23 protein-coding genes and 1 tRNA gene are annotated in these 24,770 nt (G+C 44.3%); 18 read left to right on the top strand and 6 right to left on the bottom strand.

The genetic code is table 11. The annotated features are described in order from the left end of the window. Positions 1-76: 76 nt before the first annotated feature. A tRNA-Leu gene (locus tag KH180_RS13895) sits at positions 77-160 on the bottom strand. Between the two features lie 193 nt (positions 161-353). Here KH180_RS13895 and KH180_RS13890 point away from each other — a divergent pair. The 4 genes from KH180_RS13890 (at position 354) to coaE (ending at position 5,373) form a co-directional block, all read left to right on the top strand. Further along, positions 354-791 (top strand): RrF2 family transcriptional regulator, encoded by a 438-nt coding sequence (locus KH180_RS13890; RefSeq protein ID WP_290761330.1) that lies wholly within the window; start codon positions 354-356, stop codon positions 789-791. A gap of 206 nt (positions 792-997) precedes the next feature. Beyond that, entirely contained in the window at positions 998-1,927 is a 930-nt protein-coding gene (cysK, locus tag KH180_RS13885) for a cysteine synthase A (RefSeq protein WP_290761329.1), read from the top strand. Positions 1,928-2,133: 206 nt separating this feature from the next. Beyond that, complete coding sequence (gene polA / locus KH180_RS13880) at positions 2,134-4,767, top strand: DNA polymerase I (RefSeq protein WP_290761327.1); 2,634 nt, start codon at positions 2,134-2,136, stop codon at positions 4,765-4,767. Further along, positions 4,768-5,373, top strand: coding sequence for a dephospho-CoA kinase (gene coaE / locus KH180_RS13875; protein WP_290761325.1), 606 nt, complete (start codon positions 4,768-4,770; stop codon positions 5,371-5,373). On the opposite strand, the gene KH180_RS13870 is transcribed toward coaE, so the two are convergent. From KH180_RS13870 to KH180_RS13860, 3 genes are all read right to left on the bottom strand, one after another. Beyond that, positions 5,368-6,144 (bottom strand): N-acetyltransferase, encoded by a 777-nt coding sequence (locus KH180_RS13870; RefSeq protein WP_290761323.1) that lies wholly within the window; start codon positions 6,142-6,144, stop codon positions 5,368-5,370. The two genes, coaE and KH180_RS13870, sit on opposite strands and share 6 nt — an antisense overlap. Positions 6,145-6,222: 78 nt before the next feature. After that, the gene (locus KH180_RS13865; RefSeq protein WP_290761322.1) at positions 6,223-7,113 is read right to left on the bottom strand and encodes a DUF3298 and DUF4163 domain-containing protein; all 891 of its coding nucleotides are present in this window, start codon (positions 7,111-7,113) and stop codon (positions 6,223-6,225) included. Next, positions 7,103-7,597: an RNA polymerase sigma factor gene (locus KH180_RS13860; RefSeq protein WP_290761320.1), complete on the bottom strand. Its 495-nt coding sequence runs from the start codon at positions 7,595-7,597 to the stop codon at positions 7,103-7,105. Before KH180_RS13860 ends, KH180_RS13865 begins: the two co-directional genes overlap by 11 nt. Positions 7,598-7,813: 216 nt before the next feature. Here KH180_RS13860 and KH180_RS13855 point away from each other — a divergent pair, with 216 nt between their 5' ends. The 6 genes from KH180_RS13855 to KH180_RS13830 all read left to right on the top strand — a co-directional run bounded on the left by KH180_RS13855 (position 7,814) and on the right by KH180_RS13830 (position 13,601). After that, a complete protein-coding gene (locus KH180_RS13855) occupies positions 7,814-8,593 on the top strand; it encodes an MBL fold metallo-hydrolase (RefSeq protein ID WP_290761318.1) in 780 nt (259 codons plus the stop codon). Positions 8,594-8,619: 26 nt separating this feature from the next. Continuing rightward, positions 8,620-8,892 (top strand): ACT domain-containing protein, encoded by a 273-nt coding sequence (locus tag KH180_RS13850; protein ID WP_137328378.1) that lies wholly within the window; start codon positions 8,620-8,622, stop codon positions 8,890-8,892. 12 nt (positions 8,893-8,904) lie between these two features. Further along, complete coding sequence (locus KH180_RS13845) at positions 8,905-10,269, top strand: PFL family protein (protein ID WP_290761315.1); 1,365 nt, start codon at positions 8,905-8,907, stop codon at positions 10,267-10,269. A gap of 2 nt (positions 10,270-10,271) precedes the next feature. Then, a complete protein-coding gene (locus KH180_RS13840) occupies positions 10,272-11,720 on the top strand; it encodes an aminoacyl-histidine dipeptidase (RefSeq protein ID WP_290761313.1) in 1,449 nt (482 codons plus the stop codon). Between the two features lie 65 nt (positions 11,721-11,785). Next, positions 11,786-13,018 carry a tyrosine--tRNA ligase gene (gene tyrS, locus KH180_RS13835; protein WP_290761311.1) on the top strand — a complete coding sequence of 411 codons (1,233 nt, stop codon included), beginning with the start codon at positions 11,786-11,788 and terminating at the stop codon, positions 13,016-13,018. A 256-nt stretch (positions 13,019-13,274) separates the two neighbouring features. Then, entirely contained in the window at positions 13,275-13,601 is a 327-nt protein-coding gene (locus tag KH180_RS13830; RefSeq protein WP_290761309.1) for a TfoX/Sxy family protein, read from the top strand. 50 nt (positions 13,602-13,651) lie between these two features. Here KH180_RS13830 and KH180_RS13825 read toward each other — a convergent pair whose 3' ends face one another. Next, the gene (locus KH180_RS13825; RefSeq protein ID WP_290761307.1) at positions 13,652-13,942 is read right to left on the bottom strand and encodes a hypothetical protein; all 291 of its coding nucleotides are present in this window, start codon (positions 13,940-13,942) and stop codon (positions 13,652-13,654) included. Between the two features lie 171 nt (positions 13,943-14,113). On the opposite strand from KH180_RS13825, the gene KH180_RS13820 reads away from it, so the two are divergent. From KH180_RS13820 to dnaJ, 8 genes are all read left to right on the top strand, one after another. After that, positions 14,114-14,512, top strand: coding sequence for a hypothetical protein (locus tag KH180_RS13820; protein ID WP_290761305.1), 399 nt, complete (start codon positions 14,114-14,116; stop codon positions 14,510-14,512). A 12-nt stretch (positions 14,513-14,524) separates the two neighbouring features. Beyond that, on the top strand, positions 14,525-15,370 hold the full coding sequence (locus KH180_RS13815; RefSeq protein WP_290761304.1) for a DUF5685 family protein: 846 nt from the start codon (positions 14,525-14,527) through the stop codon (positions 15,368-15,370). After that, positions 15,363-15,968, top strand: a complete 606-nt coding sequence (locus KH180_RS13810; protein ID WP_290761302.1) for a DnaJ domain-containing protein — start codon at positions 15,363-15,365, stop codon at positions 15,966-15,968. The genes KH180_RS13815 and KH180_RS13810 overlap by 8 nt, the downstream gene beginning before the upstream one ends. A gap of 21 nt (positions 15,969-15,989) precedes the next feature. After that, entirely contained in the window at positions 15,990-17,729 is a 1,740-nt protein-coding gene (dnaK, locus tag KH180_RS13805; RefSeq protein WP_290761300.1) for a molecular chaperone DnaK, read from the top strand. Between the two features lie 194 nt (positions 17,730-17,923). Continuing rightward, the gene (gene hrcA, locus KH180_RS13800) at positions 17,924-18,952 is read left to right on the top strand and encodes a heat-inducible transcriptional repressor HrcA (RefSeq protein WP_290761298.1); all 1,029 of its coding nucleotides are present in this window, start codon (positions 17,924-17,926) and stop codon (positions 18,950-18,952) included. Between the two features lie 15 nt (positions 18,953-18,967). After that, positions 18,968-19,543 (top strand): nucleotide exchange factor GrpE, encoded by a 576-nt coding sequence (grpE, locus tag KH180_RS13795; protein WP_290761296.1) that lies wholly within the window; start codon positions 18,968-18,970, stop codon positions 19,541-19,543. A gap of 73 nt (positions 19,544-19,616) precedes the next feature. Next, positions 19,617-21,473 (top strand): molecular chaperone DnaK, encoded by a 1,857-nt coding sequence (gene dnaK / locus KH180_RS13790; protein WP_290761294.1) that lies wholly within the window; start codon positions 19,617-19,619, stop codon positions 21,471-21,473. 22 nt (positions 21,474-21,495) lie between these two features. Next, positions 21,496-22,641: a molecular chaperone DnaJ gene (dnaJ, locus tag KH180_RS13785; protein WP_290761292.1), complete on the top strand. Its 1,146-nt coding sequence runs from the start codon at positions 21,496-21,498 to the stop codon at positions 22,639-22,641. Positions 22,642-22,707: 66 nt separating this feature from the next. Here dnaJ and KH180_RS13780 read toward each other — a convergent pair whose 3' ends face one another. Continuing rightward, the gene (locus KH180_RS13780) at positions 22,708-24,612 is read right to left on the bottom strand and encodes a BglG family transcription antiterminator (RefSeq protein ID WP_290761290.1); all 1,905 of its coding nucleotides are present in this window, start codon (positions 24,610-24,612) and stop codon (positions 22,708-22,710) included. Positions 24,613-24,770: the final 158 nt, after the last annotated feature.

The following is a 24,770-nucleotide window of genomic DNA, read 5'->3' as shown; positions in this document are numbered from 1 at the left end:
AACATATGTATTTTTTTGAGGATAAAAAAATAGCCAAACCCCAAGAAATACAAGGGATTCAGCTATATACCACAGATGCCGGCAATGGGACTCGAACCCATACGCCCGTAAGGACAACAGATTTTGAGTCTGTCTCGTCTGCCAATTCCGACACGCCGGCTTACGTCATAACGACCTTGACTATAATATCATCTCTAATTCAGATTGTCAATAATAAACGCTGAGTTTTATGGACATATTTTGTCAAAACAAAAGAGATCATTTTAATAGAGAAAAACACTTTGACAGACAGGAGCAGATTCTTTACAATAAGGATATAACATAGAGAAAAAGTAGGAATAAGGAGGGAACCCATGAAAATCTCAACAAAAGGAAGATATGCGGTTCGTCTGTTATATGATCTGGCACAGCACAATACAGGAGAATGGATTTCATTAAAGGATGTATCAAAACGCCAGGGAATCTCTATTAAGTATTTAGAGCAGATTGTGCGGCAGCTCAGTGTGTGTGGATATTTAAAAAGCCTGAGAGGACCAAGAGGGGGATATCAGCTTTCCAAAAAGCCTTCAGAATATACGATTGCCGATGTGCTTGAGATCACAGAAGGAAGCATTGCCCCGGTGGCGTGCCTGGATGATGAGACGAACCAGTGTGACCGGTACTATGACTGTCCCACCATCTTTATATGGGAAGGACTTGAAAAAGCTGTGAGAGACTATTTAAACGGCATTACCATACAGGATATTTTAGACCGTGCTGCATCAAAGGGCGGAAATGATTTTGTAATATAGAAAGATTTAATAAGCTTCCCAGGTGTCTGAGAAGCTTATTTCATATCTATTTTCATTCAATTCTCCTTGCTTTAAATGGTTTCGCATGGTTTCTGCTCCCATTATAACATACCTAAAAAAGGGATTGACAAAGGAAATATTGTTCTATATAATTATAACATACTAAACACGTAGGAAATATAGGAATATAGAAAAGGAGAATGATTATGGCAGGAATATATCAGAATGTGACAGAATTAATAGGAAATACACCGCTGGTGCGCTTAAACCGTCTGGAAAAGGAATATGGAGCAGATGCGCAGATTATTGCCAAGCTGGAATACTTCAATCCGGCAGGAAGCGTCAAAGACCGTGTAGCTGCACAGATGATCGAGGATGCAGAGGCAGCGGGGAAATTAAAAGAAGGATCTGTGATTATTGAACCTACTTCCGGTAATACAGGGATCGGATTGGCATCCATTGCGGCGTCCAGGGGATACCGGATCATTCTCACAATGCCGGAGACGATGAGTGTGGAGCGGAGAAATCTGTTAAAGGCTTATGGTGCGGAAGTTGTACTGACAGATGGTACCAAAGGCATGAACGGAGCTATCGCGAAGGCTGAGGAACTGGCTAAAGAGCTTGAAAACAGCTTCATTCCGGGTCAGTTTGTAAATTCTTCAAATCCAAAACGTCATAAGAAAACAACAGGGCCTGAAATCTGGAATGATACAGACGGAGAGGTGGATATTTTTGTCTCCGGCATCGGAACTGGCGGAACCATCACAGGGACCGGGGAATATCTGAAAGAAAAAAATCCTGATATTCAGATCGTAGCCGTGGAGCCGTCCGGATCTCCAGTGCTCTCAAAGGGTCAGAGCGGACCTCACAAAATCCAGGGAATCGGAGCAGGATTTGTGCCGGATGTGCTGAATACAAAGATTTATGACGAGATCATTACTGTGGAGGATGCGGATGCATTTGAATTAGGAAGAGCCATTGCAAGAAAAGAAGGAATTCTTGTGGGCATTTCTTCAGGGGCGGCTCTCTGGGCAGCAGTCCAGCTGGCAAAACGTCCGGAGAACAAAGGAAAGAAGATTGTAGCCCTGCTGCCGGATACCGGTGACAGATATCTCTCTACACCGATGTTTTCCTGATCTCAGGATGACAGAAGCAGCAGTTAAAAATAAAATATAGGAAAGACCTGTGGACGGTTGAATTCTTTTCAGTGCATGCCGAAAGGAATTCAGCTGTTCTGTTTATTTGCACAGAAAGAGAAATAGCTTCTTTTGTGTCTGCCCCCTTTCTTTTCATTTTTCCTTATGCTAAAATGACTCATAGAAATAAAGGAGAAGACAGACCTATGGAAAAAAAATTAATGCTGATTGACGGCCACAGCATCCTGAACCGGGCATTTTATGCACTTCCGGATATGACCAACAGCCAGGGGCTGCATACAAATGCGATCCTTGGATTTTTAAATATCATGTTTAAGTTTTTGGATGAGGAAAAGCCAACCCATTTTGCAGTGGCTTTTGATTTAAAAGCGCCCACCTTCAGGCATGAGATGTTCAAAGAGTATAAAGGAACGAGAAAGCCTATGCCGGAGGAACTGAGAGAACAGGTTCCGGTGATCAAAGAAGTGCTCAAAGCTATGGACATTCCTCTTATGATGGAAGAAGGTTATGAAGCGGATGACCTGCTTGGGACAATGTCTGTGATCGGAGAATCCGAAGGATTTCAGGTGAGGATTATTTCCGGGGACCGGGATCTTCTGCAGCTGGCTACGGAAAATGTACAGATCCGTATTCCTAAGACAAAGGGCGGCGGAAATGTAGTGGAAGATTATTTTGCAAAAGACGTTATGGAAGCATATGGGGTGACGCCGAAAGAATTCATTGATATGAAAGCGCTGATGGGCGATGCATCTGATAATATACCGGGGATTCCGGGCATCGGGGAAAAGACAGCGGCTAAGATTATCAAGGAGTTCAAAAGTATTGAAAATGCCCATGAGCATATCGAGGATGTCATGCCGAAGCGTGCTAAGAATAAGCTGGAAGAGTTTTACGAACAGGGAGTTCTCAGCAAAGAGCTGGCAACCATTAAGCTGGACTGTCCAATCAAGCTTTCTTTTGAGGAAGCCAGACTGGATGACATCTTTACAGGGGAGGCTTACCAGCTGCTGAAAAAGCTTGAGTTTAAGTCTGTCTTAAAGAAGTTCGAAGGAGAGCACGGGGAAGAGTTTTCTGTTGAACTTCATAAGGTTTCAGATTTGGATGAAGCTGACCGGATTTTTTCTGATGCCAAAAAGAGCCGGACAGCAGGACTTGCGGTTTACCATGAGCAGGGCGGGACATTTCTCGGCCTTTGTACGGAAGGGACAAAAGTATTTCTGTTTCAGACGGAAGGCTTTTTGACAGACGAATATCTTATGGGACAGGCGGGTGATCTTTACCGGTCAGTGCCGGAAGTCAGTATGATGAATGTTAAGGAATATCTGGACGAGCTTTCTTTGAGTGAGGAAGATAAGAGTATTTTTGATGCCGCTTTAGCTGCATATCTTTTAAATCCTCTAAAGAGCACCTATGAGTACGATGATATTTCCAGAGATTATCTTGGCATTATGCTGCCGTCTAAAAAGGAGCTTCTGGACAAGAAGAAAAGTATATTTGAACAGGGAGAGCTGATTCCGGAAGGGGAACAGATCATCGGCTATGAGGCTTATGTGGCACGTGCCTGTGTGGAGCCGCTGAAGAAGAAGCTCAGTGAGACCGGAATGCTTTCTTTATATGAAGAGATTGAGATACCGACTATGGTGGCGCTCCATGACATGGAAACAAGAGGTATCCATGTGGACAGAAAAGCTTTGAAGCAGTACGGAGACCAGCTGGTCGGCCGAATTGAGGAGCTTAAGGATCTGATTTATAAGGAAGCCGGTGAAGAATTTAACATCAATTCTCCGAAACAGCTGGGTGTGGTTCTCTTTGAGCATATGAAGCTGGAAGGTGGGAAAAAGACAAAGACCGGTTATTCCACCAGCGTGGATGTGCTGGAAAAAATTGAACATTTATATCCGATCATTTCTTATATTCTTGAGTACAGGCAGCTGACGAAGCTGAAATCCACATATGCTGACGGACTGGCAAACTACATCGGGGACGATGAGAGGATTCACGGCAAGTTCAACCAGACCATTACGGCAACCGGGAGAATCAGCAGCACAGAACCCAATCTTCAGAATATTCCAGCCAGGGTAGAACTTGGAAGAGCCATCCGCAAGGTGTTTTTGCCCGAGGACGGTTATACTTTTGTAGATGCGGATTACTCACAGATCGAACTGCGGGTGCTGGCTCATCTCTCAGGAGATGAAAATCTGATCCATGCATATGAGATGGAACAGGACATTCATGCCAGAACGGCATCTGAGGTGTTTGGGGTGCCGATCGATCAGGTCACCAGCATCCAGAGAAGAGATGCCAAGGCAGTCAACTTCGGTATTGTCTACGGGCTCAGCGCTTTTGGCTTAAGCCAGGATCTGAAGATTACAAGAAAACAGGCGCAGGCTTATATTGACAAGTATTTTGAGACATACCCGAAGGTAAAGGAATATTTAAACAGGGAAGTAGAAAAAGGAAAAGAAGAGGGCTTTGTATCCACGATGTTCCAGCGGATCCGTCCGATTCCTGAATTAAAGTCCAGCAACTTTATGCAGAGGAATTTTGGGGAGAGGGTTGCCATGAATTCTCCGATCCAGGGGACAGCGGCCGATATTATTAAGATCGCCATGATCCGTGTCAATATGGAGCTGAAGAAAAGAAAACTGAAGTCCCGGCTGATCCTGCAGATTCACGATGAACTTCTTGTGGAAGCCCATAACAGCGAAGCAGAAGAAGTAAAAGAAATTCTTACAAAAGAGATGATGAGCGCAGCTAAGCTTTCTGTACCGCTGAGCATTGACATTCACACAGGAAGCAGCTGGTACGAGGCTAAATAAATGAAGAAAAAAGTTATTGGAATTACCGGCGGCGTAGGCTCCGGCAAAAGTGAAGTTTTGAATATTCTCAAAGAGGATTACGGTGCCGGCCTCATTGAGGCAGACCGGGTGGCCCATGAACTGATGGAGCCGGGTGCTGTCTGTTATGAAGCGGTGGTGAAGCAGTTCGGGAAAAAGATTCTTACAGATAAGGGAGAGATTGACCGTGCTGCCCTGGGTGCCGTTGTGTTTCAGGATGAAGATAAACTCAGGCTGTTAAACAGCCTGACACATCCCCAGGTTGTAAAAGAGATCATGCGCCGGATGGATGTGATGGAGAAGGACCCAAAGATCGGGCTTATTGTTTATGAAGCAGCCCTGCTTACAGGTGCAGAATTTGAGCAGAGATTTGACCAGCTTTGGTATGTGTTTGCCAGAGAAGATCTGAGATTTCAGAGACTGAAAGAAGGAAGGGGCTATTCTGATGAAAAGACGGCCTCTATGATCAAAAGCCAGCCGGGAGAAGAAAGCTTCCGGAATGCGGCGACACACATCATCGACAATTCCGGAAGCCTTGATGAGACCAGACGGCAAATCGCCGGTATCCTGGGACTTAAAAGCCTATAAGGAAGGCTTAACGGTATCCTGTATAAATTTCTCGAATTTTTTCTCAGACAGGATTTCATTTGTGACAAACAATCCCCGGAAGAAAAGGCTGAAGGCAGTAAACGGAGCAGGAGCATTTTGTGCCTGCTCCGTTGTTTCGATTTTATGGACGGTGAGAGGAAGGCCATGGAGTTTTGCAGTTTCCTGAAGGAGAGGAACATATTTTGCCGTGTGCGGGCATTGATTGTTATAATAGATCACCATGCCGTCTTCACTGGTCTTTCCGTGTTTTGCACAGTCTTTGAAGACCGGAACCGGTGCATCTTCATGAAACGGCAGATACAGAAGTTCAAAGTATGGGTCCGCAGTGTCGGCAGTAAGAAATCCTCTGTGTTTCAGATAGCCCGGATCTGATAAAAATGGTTTCTTTTTTACGGAGGAAAGAGCGGTGAGTCCGGATTTTCCTCCTATTTTTGCATCTTCTATGCACTGGTTCAAAAGCTGGTCTGAGAGTCCCCGGCCTTTATATTTTCCTGAAACCCAGAGGCAGTTGATATGCATATAGTTTTCAGCCAGCATAGGGAGCCAGGCATGTTCTGAGGGAATATATTCAATGAATACTTTCCCTCTGGCATCCAGTCTGCGGAATACGAGGCCTTCCGGGAAACGCTGCTTCATCCAGGCTTTTTTTGAGGAAACGCAGGGTTCACCTTTCTTTTCCGTTATGGCGCAGCAGATGTGCTCCTGTTCAATGTTCTTTTGATCTATGGAGATAAATTTTAAGTCGTTCATAGCAATGCTCCTTTCTTTTCGGCTGCTGTTCCTATTATACCAGAAAGAACCTGACAGCACAGTGTCAGGTTCTGAAGATTATCTTAAAATAGAAGAAAGAAGTTTTTTTGAGATTGTAAATTCAGGAGTTCCCATGTATCCGGGAGCAGCCTCATATTTGTCAAAGACAATGACCAGATCACCGGATGGTTTCAGATAGAAATTCTGTGAGGCGGAGATTGTTTTGAAATCCTCTGCCGGCACATCGTCTTTTTTTGTATCTATAAAATAAGACTTGGAGGAATCCTGTCTCATCTGCTGCCGCATCTGCCTGCGGATTTCTTTGGATATAACGGATCTGTAGCCGGCATTCTTTTTAAACAGGCTGCCAAGCTTTATGATCTTTCCGGTTTTTTTGTCGATGTTATAAATCCGGCTGTAGGAATCAGAACTTCCCTCAGAAGTCTCAGTGCGGATTTGGATGGAAAGGAAGGAATCACTGTTTTGCAGGACCTTATAGTCTGTGGTGAGGCTTTTATGAGCCTTGCTGTTTTTGCTGAGATCCTTTGCAAATTCCTTTTTTATCATATCTGTGTACTGTGCCAGTTCTTTATTTATATTTTTCTGAGTCTTTTTATCTTTCAGGCCGGTAACCTTTGGGGTTTTGATTTTTGCTTCCATATTATTTTCCTTTTCCTCATAGGAACGGAAGGTGACCACTTTGACAATATTTTTCAGTACAGGAACCTTTGCCATGGCATAAGCAATGTTTTGGTTTGTGTTGGCGGCTACGGTGATGACAAAAAGGGCGGCCGCAGCAGATAATCCTAATTTTGTTCCAAAGCTTGTAAAGCGGGCTTTTTTTCTGGCCTTCTCATTTTCCGCTTTCCCCCTTTCGATAGAATCCATCACCTTTTGTTCCAGCTCTTTTGGAATTTTGATTTCCTTGTACTGCTGTTTGAGATGATCCATTTTCTTTTTATTTTCCATAATATGATTCTCCTTCCGACAACTCGGCTTTTAATTTTTTCAGGCTTCGGTAGAGCAGTGATTTCACTGAGTTTAAGTTTTCGTTTAATATTTCAGCAATCTCCGAAAGCTTCAGATCCTCAAAGAAGCGCAGGATGATCACCTGTTTTTCTCTGGGGCTTAATACATTTAACGCGTCTAATGTATCAAAATCACGGTAGGAATCCTCAGATCCGTATTCGTAATCCTCAATCCCTATGACTTCTTTTTTATTTTTTCTGATCAGGTCGATAGCAGTGTTGATGGTGATCCGGTACAGCCAGGTTTTCAGATATTGGGGCTTTACCGTATGGCATTTTGTAATGGCTTTGCAGGCACTTTCCTGAACGATGTCCATGGCATCGTTTTCGTTATGCACATAAGTGTATGCCATACGGTAGAGACTTTCATACTCAGAGAGAATGATTTCTGCTGTCAGGCTTTCCGTCTCCGATGTCTTTTTCATGAATGAAACCTCCTTGTTTTGTAGCTACAAAAGTTAGACGCACCAGAAAGAAAAATAGTTTCAAATCTATCATAACTCAAAAGAAAGGAATACGGAGGGCAAAGTGGGAAGTTTCTATGTAATAAAAAAACTATACAATAATCCTTTCCGTATGATATAATGGCAGATAGATTCGGACCGGGGTTTGCGCGGACGAAGATGAATTGAGGTATAAGAATGGAATTATCAAGTATAGCAAGCAGCAGCGAAGGCAACTCCATATTCGTAGGTTCAGGGGAGACAAAGCTTTTGGTAGACTGCGGCATAAGTGCGAAGAGAATAGAAAAATCACTGGAGGAGCTGGATACCAGGGCCGATGAGCTTACAGGAATTCTGATCACCCATGAGCACTCCGACCATATCAAGGGGCTTGGAGTGATGATGAGAAGATACGGCCTGCCGGTCTTTTCCACGGCAAAAACCATCGATGCGGTATTGGAGAGCAGGCACATCGGAAAAGTGGAGAAGGGACTGTTTCATGTTATTGAGGCAGACTGCCCGTTCCAGCTTGACGATATTACGGTGGAAGCATCCCATGTATGGCATGATGCAGCCGATCCTGTGTGCTATTCCTTTTATTCAGAAGGATTTAAGGCCAGCATTGCCACTGACCTGGGAGATTATGATGAATATCTGGTGGAGAAGATCAGGGATTCCCACATTTTATTTGTGGAGGCAAATCACGATGTAAATATGCTTCAGGTAGGAAGCTATCCGTATTATTTGAAGCGGCGCATACTGGGAGACCACGGGCATCTGTCCAATGAACGGTGTGCCCAGCTTATTGAAGACACAGTGACGGAAAAGACACAGAAGGTATATCTGGGACATTTGAGCAAGGAGAACAACTTTGCCGAGCTGGCCTATGAGACCGTTAAGGTAGCATTGGAAAAGCCGGATTTTCTGATGGAAGTAGCAAAGAGAGACTGCATTTCATCCATCACAAAAGTCAGTTAAGATACATATTTTTAGGAGGATTAAAAATGGATAAGACAGTAATTACAGTGGTAGGAAAAGATAATGTTGGAATTATCGCAAAGGTCTGTACCTATCTGGCCAATAATCATGTGAATATTCTGGACATTTCACAGACGATTACCGGAGGCTTCTTCAACATGATGATGGTTGTGGATTCTTCTGAGGCCACAAAGGATATTACAGTATTTTCAGAAGAACTGAAACAGATCGGGGAAGAACTGGGCGTTGTCATTCAGGCACAGAACGAAAAGATTTTTAACGTAATGCACAGAATTTAACGGGGGTCTGAAATGATTAATATTAACGAAGTAATCGAAACCAATAAGATGATTTCAGAGATGAACCTGGATGTGCGTACGATCACGATCGGTATCAGCCTTTTAGACTGTGTAGGATCCACACTCTCTGAAGTAAAAGAAAATATTTATACAAAAATTACCACAGTTGCGAAAGATCTTGTAAAAACCGGGAAGGATATAGAGAAGGAGTTCGGTATTCCTATTGTAAACAAGCGGATATCGATCACTCCGATTGCCCTGGTGGCAGGAAACGTCTGCAAGACTTCAGATGATTTCGTGGAGCTTGCCAAGGTGCTTGACAAAGCTGCAAAGCAGGTAGGAGTGAACTTCCTGGGCGGTTATTCTGCGCTGGTGAGCAAAGGAATGACAAGAGCAGATGAACTTCTGATCCGTTCCATTCCAAAAGCGATGGCAACAACGGATTTTGTGTGCTCTTCTGTAAATGTGGGAAGCACAAAGACCGGAATCAACATGGATGCAGTAAAGCTCATCGGAGAGATGATCAAAGAGACAGCGGAGCTTACGAAGGACAACGACTGTCTGGGATGCGGAAAGTTTGTTGTATTCTGCAACGCCCCGGATGACAATCCGTTTATGGCGGGTGCATTCCACGGAGTGACTGAGACAGACTCTGTTATCAATGTAGGAGTCAGCGGACCAGGAGTTGTAAAGCGTGCCATTGAACTTGTACACGGTGAAAACTTTGAAGTTCTCTGTGAGACGATTAAGAAAACTGCATTTAAGATTACCCGCGTGGGCCAGCTGGTGGCAAAGGAAGCATCCAAACGCCTTGGAATCCCGTTTGGCATCATTGATCTTTCCCTTGCACCGACTCCGGCAGTGGGAGACAGCGTGGGAGAGATTTTAGAAGAGATCGGCCTTGAGTACACTGGTGCACCGGGAACCACAGCAGCCCTTGCAATGCTTAACGATCAGGTAAAGAAGGGCGGTGTTATGGCATCCTCTTATGTTGGCGGTTTAAGCGGGGCATTTATTCCGGTCAGCGAAGACCAGAGAATGATTGATGCGGTCAATGCAGGCGCACTGACTCTGGAAAAGCTTGAGGCTATGACCTGTGTGTGCTCTGTGGGACTTGACATGATTGCGATTCCGGGAAAAACAAAGGCGTCAACGATTGCGGGACTGATCGCTGATGAGATGGCTCTCGGAATGATTAATCAGAAGACAACCGCAGTCCGTATCATACCGGCTATCGGAAAAGATGTTGGAGATCAGGTTGAGTTCGGAGGCCTTTTAGGATATGCGCCGGTCATGCCGGTCAACGAATTTTCATGTGATGACTTTATTAACCGCGGCGGAAGGATTCCTGCGCCGATCCACAGTTTTAAAAATTAGAGGTGAAGACTTTTGGGGTATTAAGCCATTTAGAACCAAAAAAAGTTTTTGAATATTTTGAAATCCTGACGCAGATTCCTCACGGCTCTTACAACTGTAAGGCTGTGAGTGATTACTGTGTGGATTTTGCCAGGCAGAGAGGCCTTTTTGTATCTCAGGACGATCATTATAATGTGATCATCAAAAAGGAGGCCTCTCCTTCTTGTGCCCATAAGCCGGCCCTGATTCTTCAGGGACATTTGGATATGGTATGCCAGAAAGAGCCTGACAGTCCGGTGGATTTTACAAAGGATGGACTGGAACTTGAAATTGACGGAGACTTTGTCTGTGCAAAAGGAACTACGCTGGGAGGAGATGACGGCATTGCCGTTGCTTACTGTCTGGCACTTTTGGATGATGATTCAGTCAAGCATCCTCCTTTAGAGATTGTCTTTACAACGGAGGAAGAGGTCGGCATGGAAGGTGCATCAGCTCTGGATATGTCTGTTCTGGAGGGCAGGTACCTTTTGAATATTGATTCAGAAGAGGAAGGAATCCTGCTTACAGGGTGTGCAGGGGGAACGACGGTGAAGGTTTCCCTTCCGCTGCGGTATGAGCAGAGACAGGGAAATATCTGCAAAGTTTCCATCACAGGTCTCTTAGGAGGACATTCCGGGACAGAGATTGATAAGAACCGGGGAAACGCTCATATCTTAATGGGACAGCTGTTAAACAGCATGAAGGGGATCCGTCTGGTTCGGATCTGCGGTGCCCAGGAGCAGAAGGACAATGCGATCCCCAACCGATGCTATGCTGAACTTGTCTGTGAAGACCGGGCTTCTGCAGAAGAGGCGGCGGCAAGGCTGCTGATGGATTGTAAAAAGCAGTTTCAGAATACAGATGACGGGATTGAAGTTGCGTTAGAATTCCTGGCTCCGGAAACAAAAGACTGTTTTACCCCGGATGTGCAGGATGCAGTTCTCTATTTTCTGACACACACGCCCAATGGAATCTATACGATGAGCAGGGATGTTGAAGGCTTGGTGGAAAGCTCTCTGAATCTTGGGATTCTTAAGACGGAGTCTCAGGAGATCTCCTTTTCCTTCGGAGTGCGGAGTTCGGCACCGGCTTATAAAGAGGAACTGGCAGGAAAGCTTAAGTCGCTGGCAGACCAGCTTAACGGCAGTTATGAGAGGACCAATGATTATCCGGCCTGGGAGTATAAAAAAGATTCTGTGCTGAGAGATCTGTTTTTAGAGAAATATCGGCAGATGTACGGAAAAGAGATGAAGGTGGAAATGATTCATGCAGGGCTTGAATGCGGTATTTTTGCCTCAAAGATTGAAGGGCTGGATATTGTAGCTTTCGGTCCGGATATTTTTGACATCCACACCACATATGAGCGGCTGTCCATCTCTTCTGTAAAACGGACGTGGGAGCTTTTGTTAAAGATCATTGAGGAGTTCCCGTAAAGAACAGAAGAATCAGAGATCTGAAATAGATATAGAAAGAACCATTTAGATAAAGGAGTAGACAAATGAGTGAAAATGTATATGATATTTTACAGGAAAGAGGATTTATCGCTCAGACCACCCATGAGGAACTGCGCGATCTGCTTGGGAAGGAGAAGGTAACGTTTTATATCGGATTTGACGCTACCGCAGACAGTCTTACAGCGGGCCATTTTCTTACGGTTATGGCAATGATGCACATGCAGAAGGCAGGCCACAGGCCGATCGCACTTCTAGGCGGGGGAACGACTATGATCGGTGACCCTTCCGGAAAATCTGACATGAGAAATATGATGACTAAGGAAACTATTGAACACAATGCCATGCGTTTTAAGGAGCAGCTGTCCCGGTTCATCTCTTTTGATGATGACAAGGCGATTCTTGCAAATAATGCAGACTGGCTTTTAGATCTGAACTATGTAGAATTCCTCAGGGAGATCGGGGTTCACTTCTCAGTGAACAAAATGCTCACGGCAGAGTGCTATAAACAGCGTATGGAAAGGGGCCTGACATTTTTTGAGTTTAACTACATGCTTATGCAGGCCTATGATTTCCTGGAGCTGAACCGCAGATACGGATGTACTTTGGAGATGGGCGGCAATGACCAGTGGAACAATATTCTGGCCGGAGCAGACCTGATCCGCCGCAAGGAGCAGAAAAATGCATTTGGGCTGACCCTGACCTTGCTTACAAGGAGCGACGGAGTCAAAATGGGCAAAACAATGTCAGGGGCTGTCTGGCTGGATCCGGAGAAGACTTCCCCGTATGAATTTTATCAATACTGGAGAAACATTGAGGATGTGAAGGTGGAAGAGTGTCTGGGACTTCTGACCTTCCTGCCGATGGAAGAAGTGAGAAGACTGGGAGCCCTTCAGGATGCTGAGATCAATAAAGCAAAAGAAGTGCTGGCGTATGAAGTGACCAAAATTGTCCACGGAGAAGAGGAAGCAAAGAAGGCACAGGCCGGAGCAAAAGCTATGTTTGTGCAGGGTGCGGCCAGTGAGGATGCGCCGGTACATGAATATCCGAAGGCACAGCTTGAGGAAGGTCTTGATATCTTAACTTTGCTGGTGGATGCAAAGCTTTGTTCTACAAGATCCGATGCCAGAAGAACTGTAACCCAGGGAGGGGTTTCTGTGAATGGTGAAAAGGTCACAGACTTTAAAAAGGTTTATTCTTCAGCAGATTTTGATGACAAAGACCGGCTCCTGCTGAAAAAAGGAAAGAAAAGTTTCTGTCAGATAAAAGAAGAGAATTAAAATATAAATATTCAGGAACAGGACATACAGCTGTCCTGTTCTTTTTGTTATTGTATAGGAAATTCCTTTAGAATTTCCTATACAATAACAAAGCACTCCGTGCAGGATGCGCACAAATGCACAGAGAAATTATTTGCCTTCAGCAAATCGCATTTGGCGCGCAAAGTGGACAAGCCCGTTAAAGAATGAGGGATTTGGGGAGATGAGGCAGGCATGTCCACTTTGTTTTCCTATATCCATGAGAGGAGGTGAGAGTATGGCATCAAGCACTGAATTTACAGAGTACGTATGCGGCCAGCTGGAAACCTGCGGATCGGTTTCTTGCCGAAAGATGTTCGGAGAATACGGTGTGTATCTGGACGGAAAAATTATCGGTGTTATCTGCGGCAATCAGCTGTTTGTAAAGATTACGGACGCCGGGAGCAAAGTCCTGCCGGACTGCCCAAAGGAACCGCCGTATGAGGGGGCGAAAGCTTATTTTCTCATAGAGGAACTGGAAAATACGGATTTGATCAGGGAATTTTTAAGGGCTACCTTTGAGGAACTTCCGTATCCAAAACCGAAGATAAAAAAGAAAAAATGAAAACAGCCGCTTTCCCGTTCAACGGAAGGCGGCTGTTTTGCTGACCGGGATCAGCGGAAATTTTTTTGGATTTCATTCAAAGCTTTTTGTGTGTAAGGATCTCTCTGGTCGATATGCTGAATGACGGACTTGACCTTTTTGGCATCTTTGCCGCCTGCAGTCTTGGACAGGGATAAGACAAACAGCAGCAGGATGACCGAAAAAATTGTGCGCAGCTTCAGAAAAGACCAATAGCTGGCCCCCTCTTCCGGTTCAGTGTGAAACGGATCAGAATGGGAGCTGTATTTTTGATTCAGTTTCATTTTTTCCTGTTCCATACGAAGCCTTGTTAAATCTGTCATTTCATCATCTCCTTTGTTCATTATATGAAAAATGATTGTTTCTATGACACAAAAAGTTCAGACTTTTTATAATTAATTTATATTTTATCCAGGAAGGAAATGCTATAATGTTATCTATGACAATTTTTATACAATAGCAGACTGTGTTTGAAAGCATAGAAAGGTGAGATGATGAGAGATAAGATTCAGAATTTTTTAAGGGGACGATACGGCACAGATTCCCTTTCCAAATTTTTATTGACTGCAGCTCTGGTGGGAATGTTTCTTCCTATTCTTATAAAGAAGGCTTTCCTTTTTTATTATTTGGGGCTTATTTTGCTGGTATACAGTTATTCCAGGATTCTATCCAGGAATATTTCCAAAAGATCAGCGGAAAATGCGGCATTTCTGAGAAAAACGAGAAAGATTACCGGCTTTTTTTCAAAGAAGAAGCTGCATTTTGAACAGAGAAAGACCCACAGGTTCTTCCGGTGTCCGGGCTGCGGCCAGGATATCAGAGTGCCCAAAGGCAAGGGGAAGATTGTAATTACTTGTCCCAAATGCCGCAGGGAATTTCAGGCGAAGTCATAAAAGGAGGTTTGTATGTTTGGATATCTGATTGTCAATAAGCCGGAGATGAAGATCAAAGATTTTGAACGGTACCGCGCTTATTACTGCGGACTGTGCCAAAGGCTTAAGAAAGCTCACGGAAAGAAAGGACAGCTGACTCTGAGTTATGATATGACATTTCTCACGATTCTTCTGAATGGTCTTTACGAACCAAAACTTTATTCCGGAAAACATTTTTGCGGGCTGCATCCTGCAAAGAGACAAAGTGTGCTGTGTAATCAGCTGAGTGATTATGCGGCGGACATGGGAATGCTTCTTACGTATTACAATCTGCTGGATGACTGGGAGGATGACAGGAAGTTAAAAAGCCTGGTGCTGGCAGACAGCATCCGCAGATCCTGTGCAGAGATCAGCCGGAGATACCCGAGACAGAGCAGGGCAGTCCGTACCTATATAAAAAGGCTTTCAGTGTGCGAGAAAGAAGAAGTAAACCAGCTGGACCGTGTAGCAGGGCTTACGGGGGAGATGCTGGGAGAGATTTTTGTCATCCGGGAAGATGAGTGGTCTGAAGATTTAAGAAAAATGGGATTTTTTCTTGGAAAGTTTATTTATCTTATGGACGCCTATGAGGATCTGGCAGATGACCGGAAGCACGGAAGATATAATCCGTGGAGTTTTTATGCCGAAGATTCGGGATTTGAGCAGAAGGCGGAGACCGTTCTTACCATGATGATGACAGAGTGTGCCGCAGTGTTTGAGCGTCTGCCGATTCTTAAGGATGTTGAAATTCTCAGGAATATCATTTATTCTGGTGTATGGACCAAGTTTGAAATCGCTAAGAACAAAAGAAAAGGCAATGAGGAAGAAAGAAATGGATGAAGCATATACAATCCTCGGGGTATCTTCGGATGCCACCGATGAGGAAATCAAAAAAGCATACCGGAAGCTGAGCAAAAAATACCACCCGGATGCCAATTTAAATCAGCCGGAATATGCAGAACGGAAATTTAAAGAAGTCCAGGAGGCCTACAAAAAGGTCATGGATTTTAGGAAATACGGCGCATCCGGAGGGAACACATACGGCGGTCCGTATCAGGGAGGACAGTCTTCTTACGGAGGATACACAGGCACAGCTGATATGACAGCCGCCTATAATTTTCTGCGGGCAGGCCGTTATCAGGAGGCACTGCAGGTGCTGAGCACAATCCCGGAGAGAAGCGCACAGTGGTTTTATTTCAGTGCTGTGGCCAATCTGGGCATCGGCAACAATGTAACTGCTCTGGAGCACGCACAGACTGCTGTGCAGATGGATCCTTCCAATATGGAATACCAGATGCTGTTAAGGCAGATGCAGCAGGGCGGAAACTGGTATCAGAATATGGGCTCCGGGTACGGAAGAAGCAGTATGGGAAGCAATTTCTGCATGCAGCTTTGTATGCTGAATTTAATATGCAACTGCTGCTGCAGGCCATTTTAATAAACAGAAACAGGAGGACTTATGGGTAAGATCATAGGGATTGATTTAGGAACGACCAACAGCTGCACTGCCGTTATGGAAGGCGGGAAGGCAGTGGTGATTCACAATGCGGAGGGATCAAGGACGACCCCTTCTGTTATGGCATTGACAAAGAATGGAGAGCGTCTGATCGGTGATGCCGCCAAGAGACAGTCTGCGGCAAATCCGGAGCGTACAGTGTCATCCATTAAGCGGCATATGGGAACAGACTACAGGGTAAAGATCGACGGGAAGAAATATCTGCCTCAGGAGATATCTGCACAGATACTGATGAAACTCAAGGACGATGCAGAAAGCTATCTTGGAACCCAGGTAACAGAGGCTGTGATCACAGTTCCGGCATATTTTAATGATGCCCAGAGACAGGCAACCAAGGATGCAGGAAGAATTGCAGGCCTGGATGTGAAGAGAATCATCAATGAGCCCACGGCCGCTGCACTGGCTTACGGCCTGGACAATGGAACAGAACAAAAAATCATGGTCTACGATCTGGGCGGAGGAACCTTTGATGTATCTGTCATCCAGATAGAGGACGGAGTCATTGAGGTTCTGGCGACTTCGGGAAATAATCACCTCGGGGGAGATGATTTTGACCAGGCCGTTGCAGATTATCTGGTGGAGACATTCAAGAAAACGGACGGGATCAATCTGAAGTCAGACATGCAGGCAATGCAGCGGATCAGGGAAGCGGCTGAGAAAGCCAAGATTGAACTGTCCAGTATGTCAGAGACCAATGTCAACCTGCCGTTTATTGTGGTGGACCGGGGAGAGACCCATCATATGGACATCCAGCTCACCAGGACGAAGTTTGAAGAGCTGACTTACGGTCTGGTGGCCAAGACAGAAGAGCCGGTCAGAAATGCATTAAAAGATGCAGGTCTTTCAGCGGGAGAACTGAGCAGGGTGCTTATGGTGGGAGGATCCACAAGGATCCCTGCAGTACAGAGAAAAGTGGGAGAGATTACAGGAAAGCGGCCGGACCAGTCTTTAAATCCTGATGAGTGTGTTGCGCTGGGAGCAGCTATTCAGGGCGGAAAGCTGGCAGGAGAGGCAGGAACCAACGAAGTTCTTTTAATGGATGTAACTCCGCTTTCTCTCTCCATCGAGACTATGGGAGGCATGGCCACAAGGATCATTGAAAGGAACTCAACCATTCCGACCCGCCACAGCCAGATCTTTACGACAGGGGCGAACTTCCAGACAGCTGTGGATATCAAGGTTCTGCAGGGAGAGCGTGTGATGGCCAAGGAGAATAAAGTAATCGGAAACTTCCGGTTAAAAGGCATCAAGCGCGCGGTACGGGGAGTGCCTCAGATCGAAGTAACCTTTGACATTGACGTCAACGGCATCCTGAAGGTTTCGGCCAAAGATCTTGGAACCGGCAAAGAGCAGAGTGTGGTGATTACCTCCAGCTCCAATATGTCCGAAGATGAGATTGAACAGGCCATCCGCGATGCACAGGAGAATGCCGCATTTGATGAGGAGCACAAAGAGGCGGTGCAGGTTTACCATGAGACAGAGGAAGCGCTTGCCAGGGCAGAACAGTATCTTGCAGAACACAAGAAAGATATTGAAAAAGGAAAAAAGAAAGCAATAAAAGATGCCGCCGCTTCTGTGAAAAAGGTCATGAAGCGCGTGAAGCTTGAAAAAATCAACGGGGAGCAGGCAGCAGAGCTCAATGCAGCAAAGGAAGAACTGCTGTCGGCCTGTCCGGATGCATAGGTCATAAAGTAGATAGTATAGAAGGAACCGTTCTTTGAAAAGATCTGGTTCCTTCTATATTTTATGAGTATTTCCGGAGACATTTTTAAAAATTTTTATAGGAGGGGTTGACAAGAAATTTTAAAAGTGATAACTTATGTTATAGATATTAGCACTCGTCTAAGTTGAGTGCTAATAATGAAAGGAAAGATACCATGGATTTAAATGATCGTAAAAGATTAATATTAAAAGCGATTATAGCAAATTATCTGGAGACCGGGGAGCCAGTTGGCTCCAGGACAATTTCCAAGATGGAAGGACTGAATCTGAGTTCGGCCACGATCCGCAATGAGATGGCGGATCTGGAAGATCTGGGATTCATTCTGCAGCCTCACACTTCTGCCGGCCGTATTCCATCTGATCTGGGATATCGGTTTTATGTAGACCAGCTGATGCAGGACAGGGAGTCGGACGAAGAAGAACGGCTCGAGCTTGTGCAGAAGGTCGACAAGATGGAAGTGATGTTAAAACAGGTTGCAAACGTCCTGGCATCCAGTACGAATTATGCTACAATGGTATCTGCTCCTCAGTACAAGAACACAAAACTCAAGTTTGTGCAGCTTTCCCAGGTAGATGATTACAGTCTGCTGGCGGTCATCGTGGCAGACGGCAATATCGTTAAAAACCAGATCATCGATGTGGAAAAACCACTGGCAAATGACGAAGTCCTGAAGCTGAATGTATTATTAAATTCTTTCCTGCAGGGGCTGACGCTGAAGGAGATCAATCTGGAGCTGATTCAGACCATGAAGCAGCAGGCCGGGATACACAGCAAAATCCTGGAAAAGATCCTGGAAGAGATCGCAGTTGTTATCCACAATGCAGATCAGCTGGAGATTTATACAGGAGGTGCTTCTAATATCCTGAAGTACCCGGAGCTTGGGGCGCCGGAAACTGCCACTGAGCTTTTGGATGCCTTAGTAGAAAAGAAGGCGCTGAATAAGCTGGTGGATGATACATTGGGAAGTGATGACCACCACGGAATCCAGGTCTATATCGGAGATGAAGCTCCGGTGAAGAATATGAGAGACTGCAGTATTGTGACAGCCACTTATGAACTGGAGGAAGGCGGAACCGGAACTATCGGGATCATCGGTCCCAAACGTATGGATTATAAACGGGTTGTAAAAACCCTGCAGAATCTTACCGATGAGATCAACGATTTATTTAAGAAAAAACCATAGAAGGGAAGGTGCATTATGGGAGAAGAAAAAAAGGTTCAGGAAGAAGAAATAAAAGAAGATAAGAAAACGGAAGAACAGGAAACTGCAAAAGATAAAGATACAAAAAAGGCAGGCAGGAAGACATCTAAAAAGCAGGCGGCAGAAGATCTGATGAAGGAGAAAGACCAGCAGATCGGGGAGCTTACCGACAAGTATCAGCGTCTGATGGCAGAGTTTGAAAATGTCAGAAAAAGAACGGCAAAAGAGTTTGTCCAGAGATATGACATGGGAGCCATGGGAGTATTAGAAAAGCTTCTGCCGGTCGTTGACAATTTTGAAAGAGGACTTCAGGCGGTAGCAGAAGAGGAAAAGGATACTCCGTTTGTTCAGGGAATTGAACAGATCTACAAGCAGCTTATGGGAACTCTCGATGAACTCGGAGTCAAGGCCATGGAAGCCGAAGGCAAAGAATTCGATGCAAATCTCCACAACGCAGTGATGCATGTAGAAGATGAAGAAGCCGGAGAAAATGTTGTAGTTGAAGAACTGCAGAAAGGATATATGTATAAGGAAAGCGTGCTTCGGCACAGTATGGTAAAAGTAGCGAACTAAATGTAAGAAACTTGAGAAAATCAAGCGAAAGCATTGGAAATATAGAAGGATTTATTTTTAGGAGGAAATTATCATGGGTAAAATTATTGGTATCGATTTAGGAACAACAAACAGCTGTGTAGCAGTGATGGAAGGCGGAAAACCAACCGTTATTACAAATGCAGAAGGTGTTAGAACAACACCGTCTGTTGTAGCTTTTACAAAGACAGACGAGCGTATCGTCGGAGAACCTGCAAAACGCCAGGCAGTTACAAATGCAGAGAAGACGATCTCTTCTATCAAACGCCACATGGGAACTGATTACAAAGTAAAAATTGATGACAAGAACTACACACCGCAGGAAATTTCAGCGATGGTACTTCAGAAACTGAAAGCAGATGCTGAAAACTACCTTGGAGAAAAAGTAACAGAAGCAGTTATCACAGTACCGGCTTACTTTAACGATGCTCAGAGACAGGCAACAAAAGATGCAGGTAAGATTGCAGGACTTGACGTAAAACGTATCATCAACGAGCCGACAGCAGCAGCTTTATCTTACGGGCTGGACAACGAAAACGAGCAGAAGATCATGGTTTATGACTTAGGAGGCGGTACCTTCGACGTTTCTATCATCGAGATCGGAGATGGTGTCATCGAGGTTCTCTCTACAGCCGGAGATAATAAACTGGGCGGAGATGACTTTGACAACGTGATCACAAATTATATGTTAGATGAGTTCAAGAAACAGGAAGGTGTTGACCTCTCTGGAGACAAAATGGCAATGCAGAGATTAAAAGAAGCTGCTGAAAAAGCGAAAAAAGAGCTTTCCTCTGCCACAACAACCAACATCAACCTTCCGTTTATCACAGCAACAAACGAAGGACCGAAACATTTTGACATGAACCTTACAAGAGCTAAGTTTGATGAGCTTACACTCTCTCTTGTTGAAAGAACAGCAACTCCTGTAAATACAGCATTAAAAGACGCAGGCATCGCCGCTTCTGAGCTGAGCAAGGTTCTGCTGGTAGGCGGATCTACAAGAATCCCTGCTGTACAGGATAAAGTAAAACAGCTGACAGGAAAAGAGCCATTCAAGGGAATCAATCCGGATGAGTGTGTTGCAATCGGTGCATCTATCCAGGGCGGTAAATTAGCCGGAGACGCAGGTGCAGGCGATATCCTTCTTCTGGACGTAACTCCATTGTCTTTATCTATCGAGACTATGGGCGGTGTTGCAACCAGACTGATCGAGAGAAATACAACAATTCCGACAAAGAAAAGCCAGATCTTCTCTACAGCAGAAGATAATCAGACAGCAGTAGACATCAACGTTGTTCAGGGTGAGCGCCAGTTTGCCAAAGACAACAAATCTTTAGGAAGATTCCGTCTGGACGGTATTGCACCTGCCAGAAGAGGAGTGCCTCAGATCGAAGTAACCTTTGACATTGACGCCAACGGTATTGTAAAGGTTTCTGCCAAAGACCTTGGAACAGGGGCAGAGCAGCACATTACCATTACAGGCGGATCCAACATGTCTGATGAAGATATCGACAAGGCAGTAAAAGAAGCAGCAGAGTTTGAAAATCAGGATAAGAAGAGAAAAGAAGCCATCGATACAAGAAACGAAGCTGATTCTATGGTATTCCAGACAGAAAAAGCTCTGGAAGAAGCAGGAGACAAAGTAGATGCCACAGAAAAAGTAAAAGTTGAAGAAGATCTGAAAGCATTAAAAGACTTGCTGGAGCAGACAAAAGATGCTGAACTTACAGACGCTCAGGTTGAAGATCTGAAGAATAAAAAAGATCAGCTCATGAACAGTGCACAGGGATTATTTACTAAGATGTACGAAGCTGCAGCAGCCAATGCCCAGGGAGCTCAGGAGACTGCAGGAGATGCCGGAGCGGCAGGTGCAGCAGATGATGTCGTAGATGGAGATTACAAAGAAGTATAAGGAAAAAAGAAGGTAGACGATTATGGCAGATAAACGAGATTATTATGAGGTGCTGGGCGTAAGCCGCGGTGCTTCAGAATCAGAAATAAAGAAAGCCTACCGTAAACTTGCGAAACAGTATCATCCAGATACGAACCCGGGAGATAAAGTAGCCGAAGCGAAGTTCAAAGAAGCTTCCGAGGCCTATGAAGTCTTAAGTGATCCTGAAAAGAAAGCGCAGTATGACCAGTTTGGTCATGCTGCCTTTGAGCAGGGCGGACCCGGAGGATTTAATGGAGGATTCGGCGGTTTTGATTTCGGCGGGGATATGGGTGATATTTTCGGAGATATCTTCGGCGGTATGTTCGGCGGGGGCGGAAGAAGCCAGCGCGCAGCCAATACTCCGACCCAGGGTGCTCATGTGCGGGCAAGGATTCATGTGACGTTTGAAGAGGCAGTCTTCGGAACTACAAAGAAACTGGAGATTTCTCTCAAAGAGGAATGTGCTTCCTGTCATGGAAGCGGTGCAAAAGCAGGCACCCATCCGGAAACATGTCCGAAATGCGGCGGAAAAGGCCAGGTGGTTTATACCCAGCAGTCTATGTTCGGCACAGTGAGAAATGTCCAGACATGTCCGGACTGTCATGGAACAGGCCAGGTTATCAAGGAAAAATGTCCGGATTGTCACGGAACCGGCTATACGAGCCAGAGAAAGACCATCGAGGTCTCAGTGCCTGCCGGCATCAACAATGGACAGAGTATCAGGATCCGCGGAAAAGGAGAGCCAGGCACAAACGGAGGCCCAAGAGGAGATCTTCTTGTGGTTGTATCTGTGGACCGGCATCCGAAGTTTCAGAGACAGGAATACGATATTATTTCTACGGAACCGATTTCCTTTACACAGGCAGCTCTGGGAGCAACCATCAAGATCAATACGGTAGACGGTCCTTATGATTATACAATCAAAGCAGGAACCCAGACAGATACGAGGGTGCGTCTGAAAGGAAAAGGTGTACCGACCTTAAGGAATAAAAATGTCAGGGGCGATCACTATGTGACCCTTGTTGTACAGGTACCGGAACATCTCAATGAAGATCAAAAAGATGCACTGAAGAAGTTCCAGGAATCTATGGGTGAGGCACCGAAGAAAGAAGAACATAAAGGATTTTTTGGGAAACATAAAAAATAAACCGACAGGGTTATGATGAATCAAAAACATCATAACCCTGTTTTTATTTGAAGGTTTCTTTGGTTTTTAATGAATAGAATTCATATTTGCCAGACGGTGAATAAATTCAGAAGGGGTTTTGGCAGCGGCCAGCTGCTTTATGTTAATAGGATTATCTAATATCCGTACTATTCCATCGTAAAGTTCCATGAATTCCTTCCGGTCCTGCTGATGAACTGCAATCATCAGTACAATATGGATCTTATGGTCATCCCATGGAATTCCTTTTTCGCTGGTCAGGATACAGACCATGGTCCTGTCGGCATTCATATGGATAGCGTGAGGGACAGCAAAGGCATCTAAGAAGCAGGTTGACGATAAACGTTCCCTCTCCAGCACAGACTCTATAAAATCTTTTCCGGCAATTCCAAAATCGACAATTTTCTTTCCAAGAAAGCAGATAATGTCCTCCTTTTTTTGGAAATCAAGATTCCTGAAAAATAAACTTTCATGGAAGAAAGAAGAAAAGAACTTGTTCTGTTTTGCTTTATTTTTTTCTCTTATACATTCCTGAACTGCACGATGGACATTCATATGATCCGCCACTGTATAAAATGGAGAAACCATAAGAACCTTTTTTCCTAAAAGTTCTATGGGTTTTGTTGTTATGTATAAATCCGCATTTGTATCAGGAAGAGCATCATCCTGAAAACGAAATGAATGAACTGTGATAAACTCCGAAAAATTTTCCTGTAGCTTATTTTTAATGGTTTCATTAATCTTTCGGTAATCATCACATAACAGTAAAACGGATACCGTTTCTGTTCTTTTTGCTGCGGTTTCAATTAAATAGCCAATATGAATACTGATGAATCCAATCTCTGAGTCTGAGATTTCAATATCATATTTTTCTGCTATTTTTTTTGCAATAGCAACAGAGATATCATGGATAAACGGACAATGGTTTTTAATATTATCCAACATTTCATTATTGGCAGGCTGAGTATTCTTAGAACGGCGGATCATTCCGTCAATGTGGAGAGCAAAATTGTATAAACAGTCAGAATAATCAATGTGCATCATGTAGGAATCAAAAACACTTTTTAAAATCACATCCAGTTCGTCAATATACCGTGAGGTTAAGATGTCAGAACTATAGGATACCTCGTGTTTTCTGTCCAGAGGTTTTATCTGGCCCTCCAAAAGCATTGCAATATATGAAATGTCATATTCAGACGGCTTAATACAGCAATGGGTTGCATACTGTTCACATATTTCATCAGCAATCCTGTACTCTGCCGAATCCTCGGAAACTTTATACGGTATCTTATCTTTTATATAATAATCGGACCGCATCCGGTATAAGGCAATAGCAATACTCACAAGAATATTATTGTAATAGGTGTCTTCTACAAAATAATCGTATTTGCAGATGGAATTCAGTGTTATGGATTTTATTTTTTCAACGTTGATATCCGGAAAATAATTGGAGAGGTTATGAATGGTGTTGAAAGCAGGATTAATCTCTTTAAAAATTAAGTGGTTGATCAGCTTTCGTTTATCTAACTCATTTCCGGTGATCTGCAAATAAGATTTTTTACGATGCATTTTTAAGTGATAGTCTGCCAGGAGCGGCTGAAGATTTTTTAATTTCCTTTCAAGTGTAGATGTACTCATATAAAGAGAATCAGCAAATTCATCGATCTGAAAGGGAACATCTGTAAACATGAGTTTTTTGATCATGATATGGTCACTGTTTTCAAAAGAATCTGCGGTCTTCGTGCTGAGCATAAGATAGTTTTCTCTTATAATAGAATATCCTTTGTTAGTTGAGTGTATTAAAGGAAGAATCTTATTGATCGCGGCCACATCTCCCTGGACAGTGCGCAAAGAAATATGCAGGGACATGCTCAGTGCCTTTCCTGTGATGCAGCCTGATGAGTTCGCTATGATATTGATAAGTTTCTGTTTACGTTCGTCAAATCTATTCATATCTTACAGCCCCCGTATGATATGTTATTTTTAATATGGTACACTTTTATTATCTTGCACTTAGTCAATAAAATCAAATATAAGATTGCGGTGTACCCCCGCATAAGACGATTTGAATACAGCAGAGCTGTTTTTTATAATAAAGGCAGATCAATCGA

This window comes from Anaerostipes sp., from assembly GCF_018381315.1.
Lineage (GTDB): Bacteria > Bacillota > Clostridia > Lachnospirales > Lachnospiraceae > Anaerostipes.
This window is presented reverse-complemented; position numbering and strand designations above follow the sequence as displayed.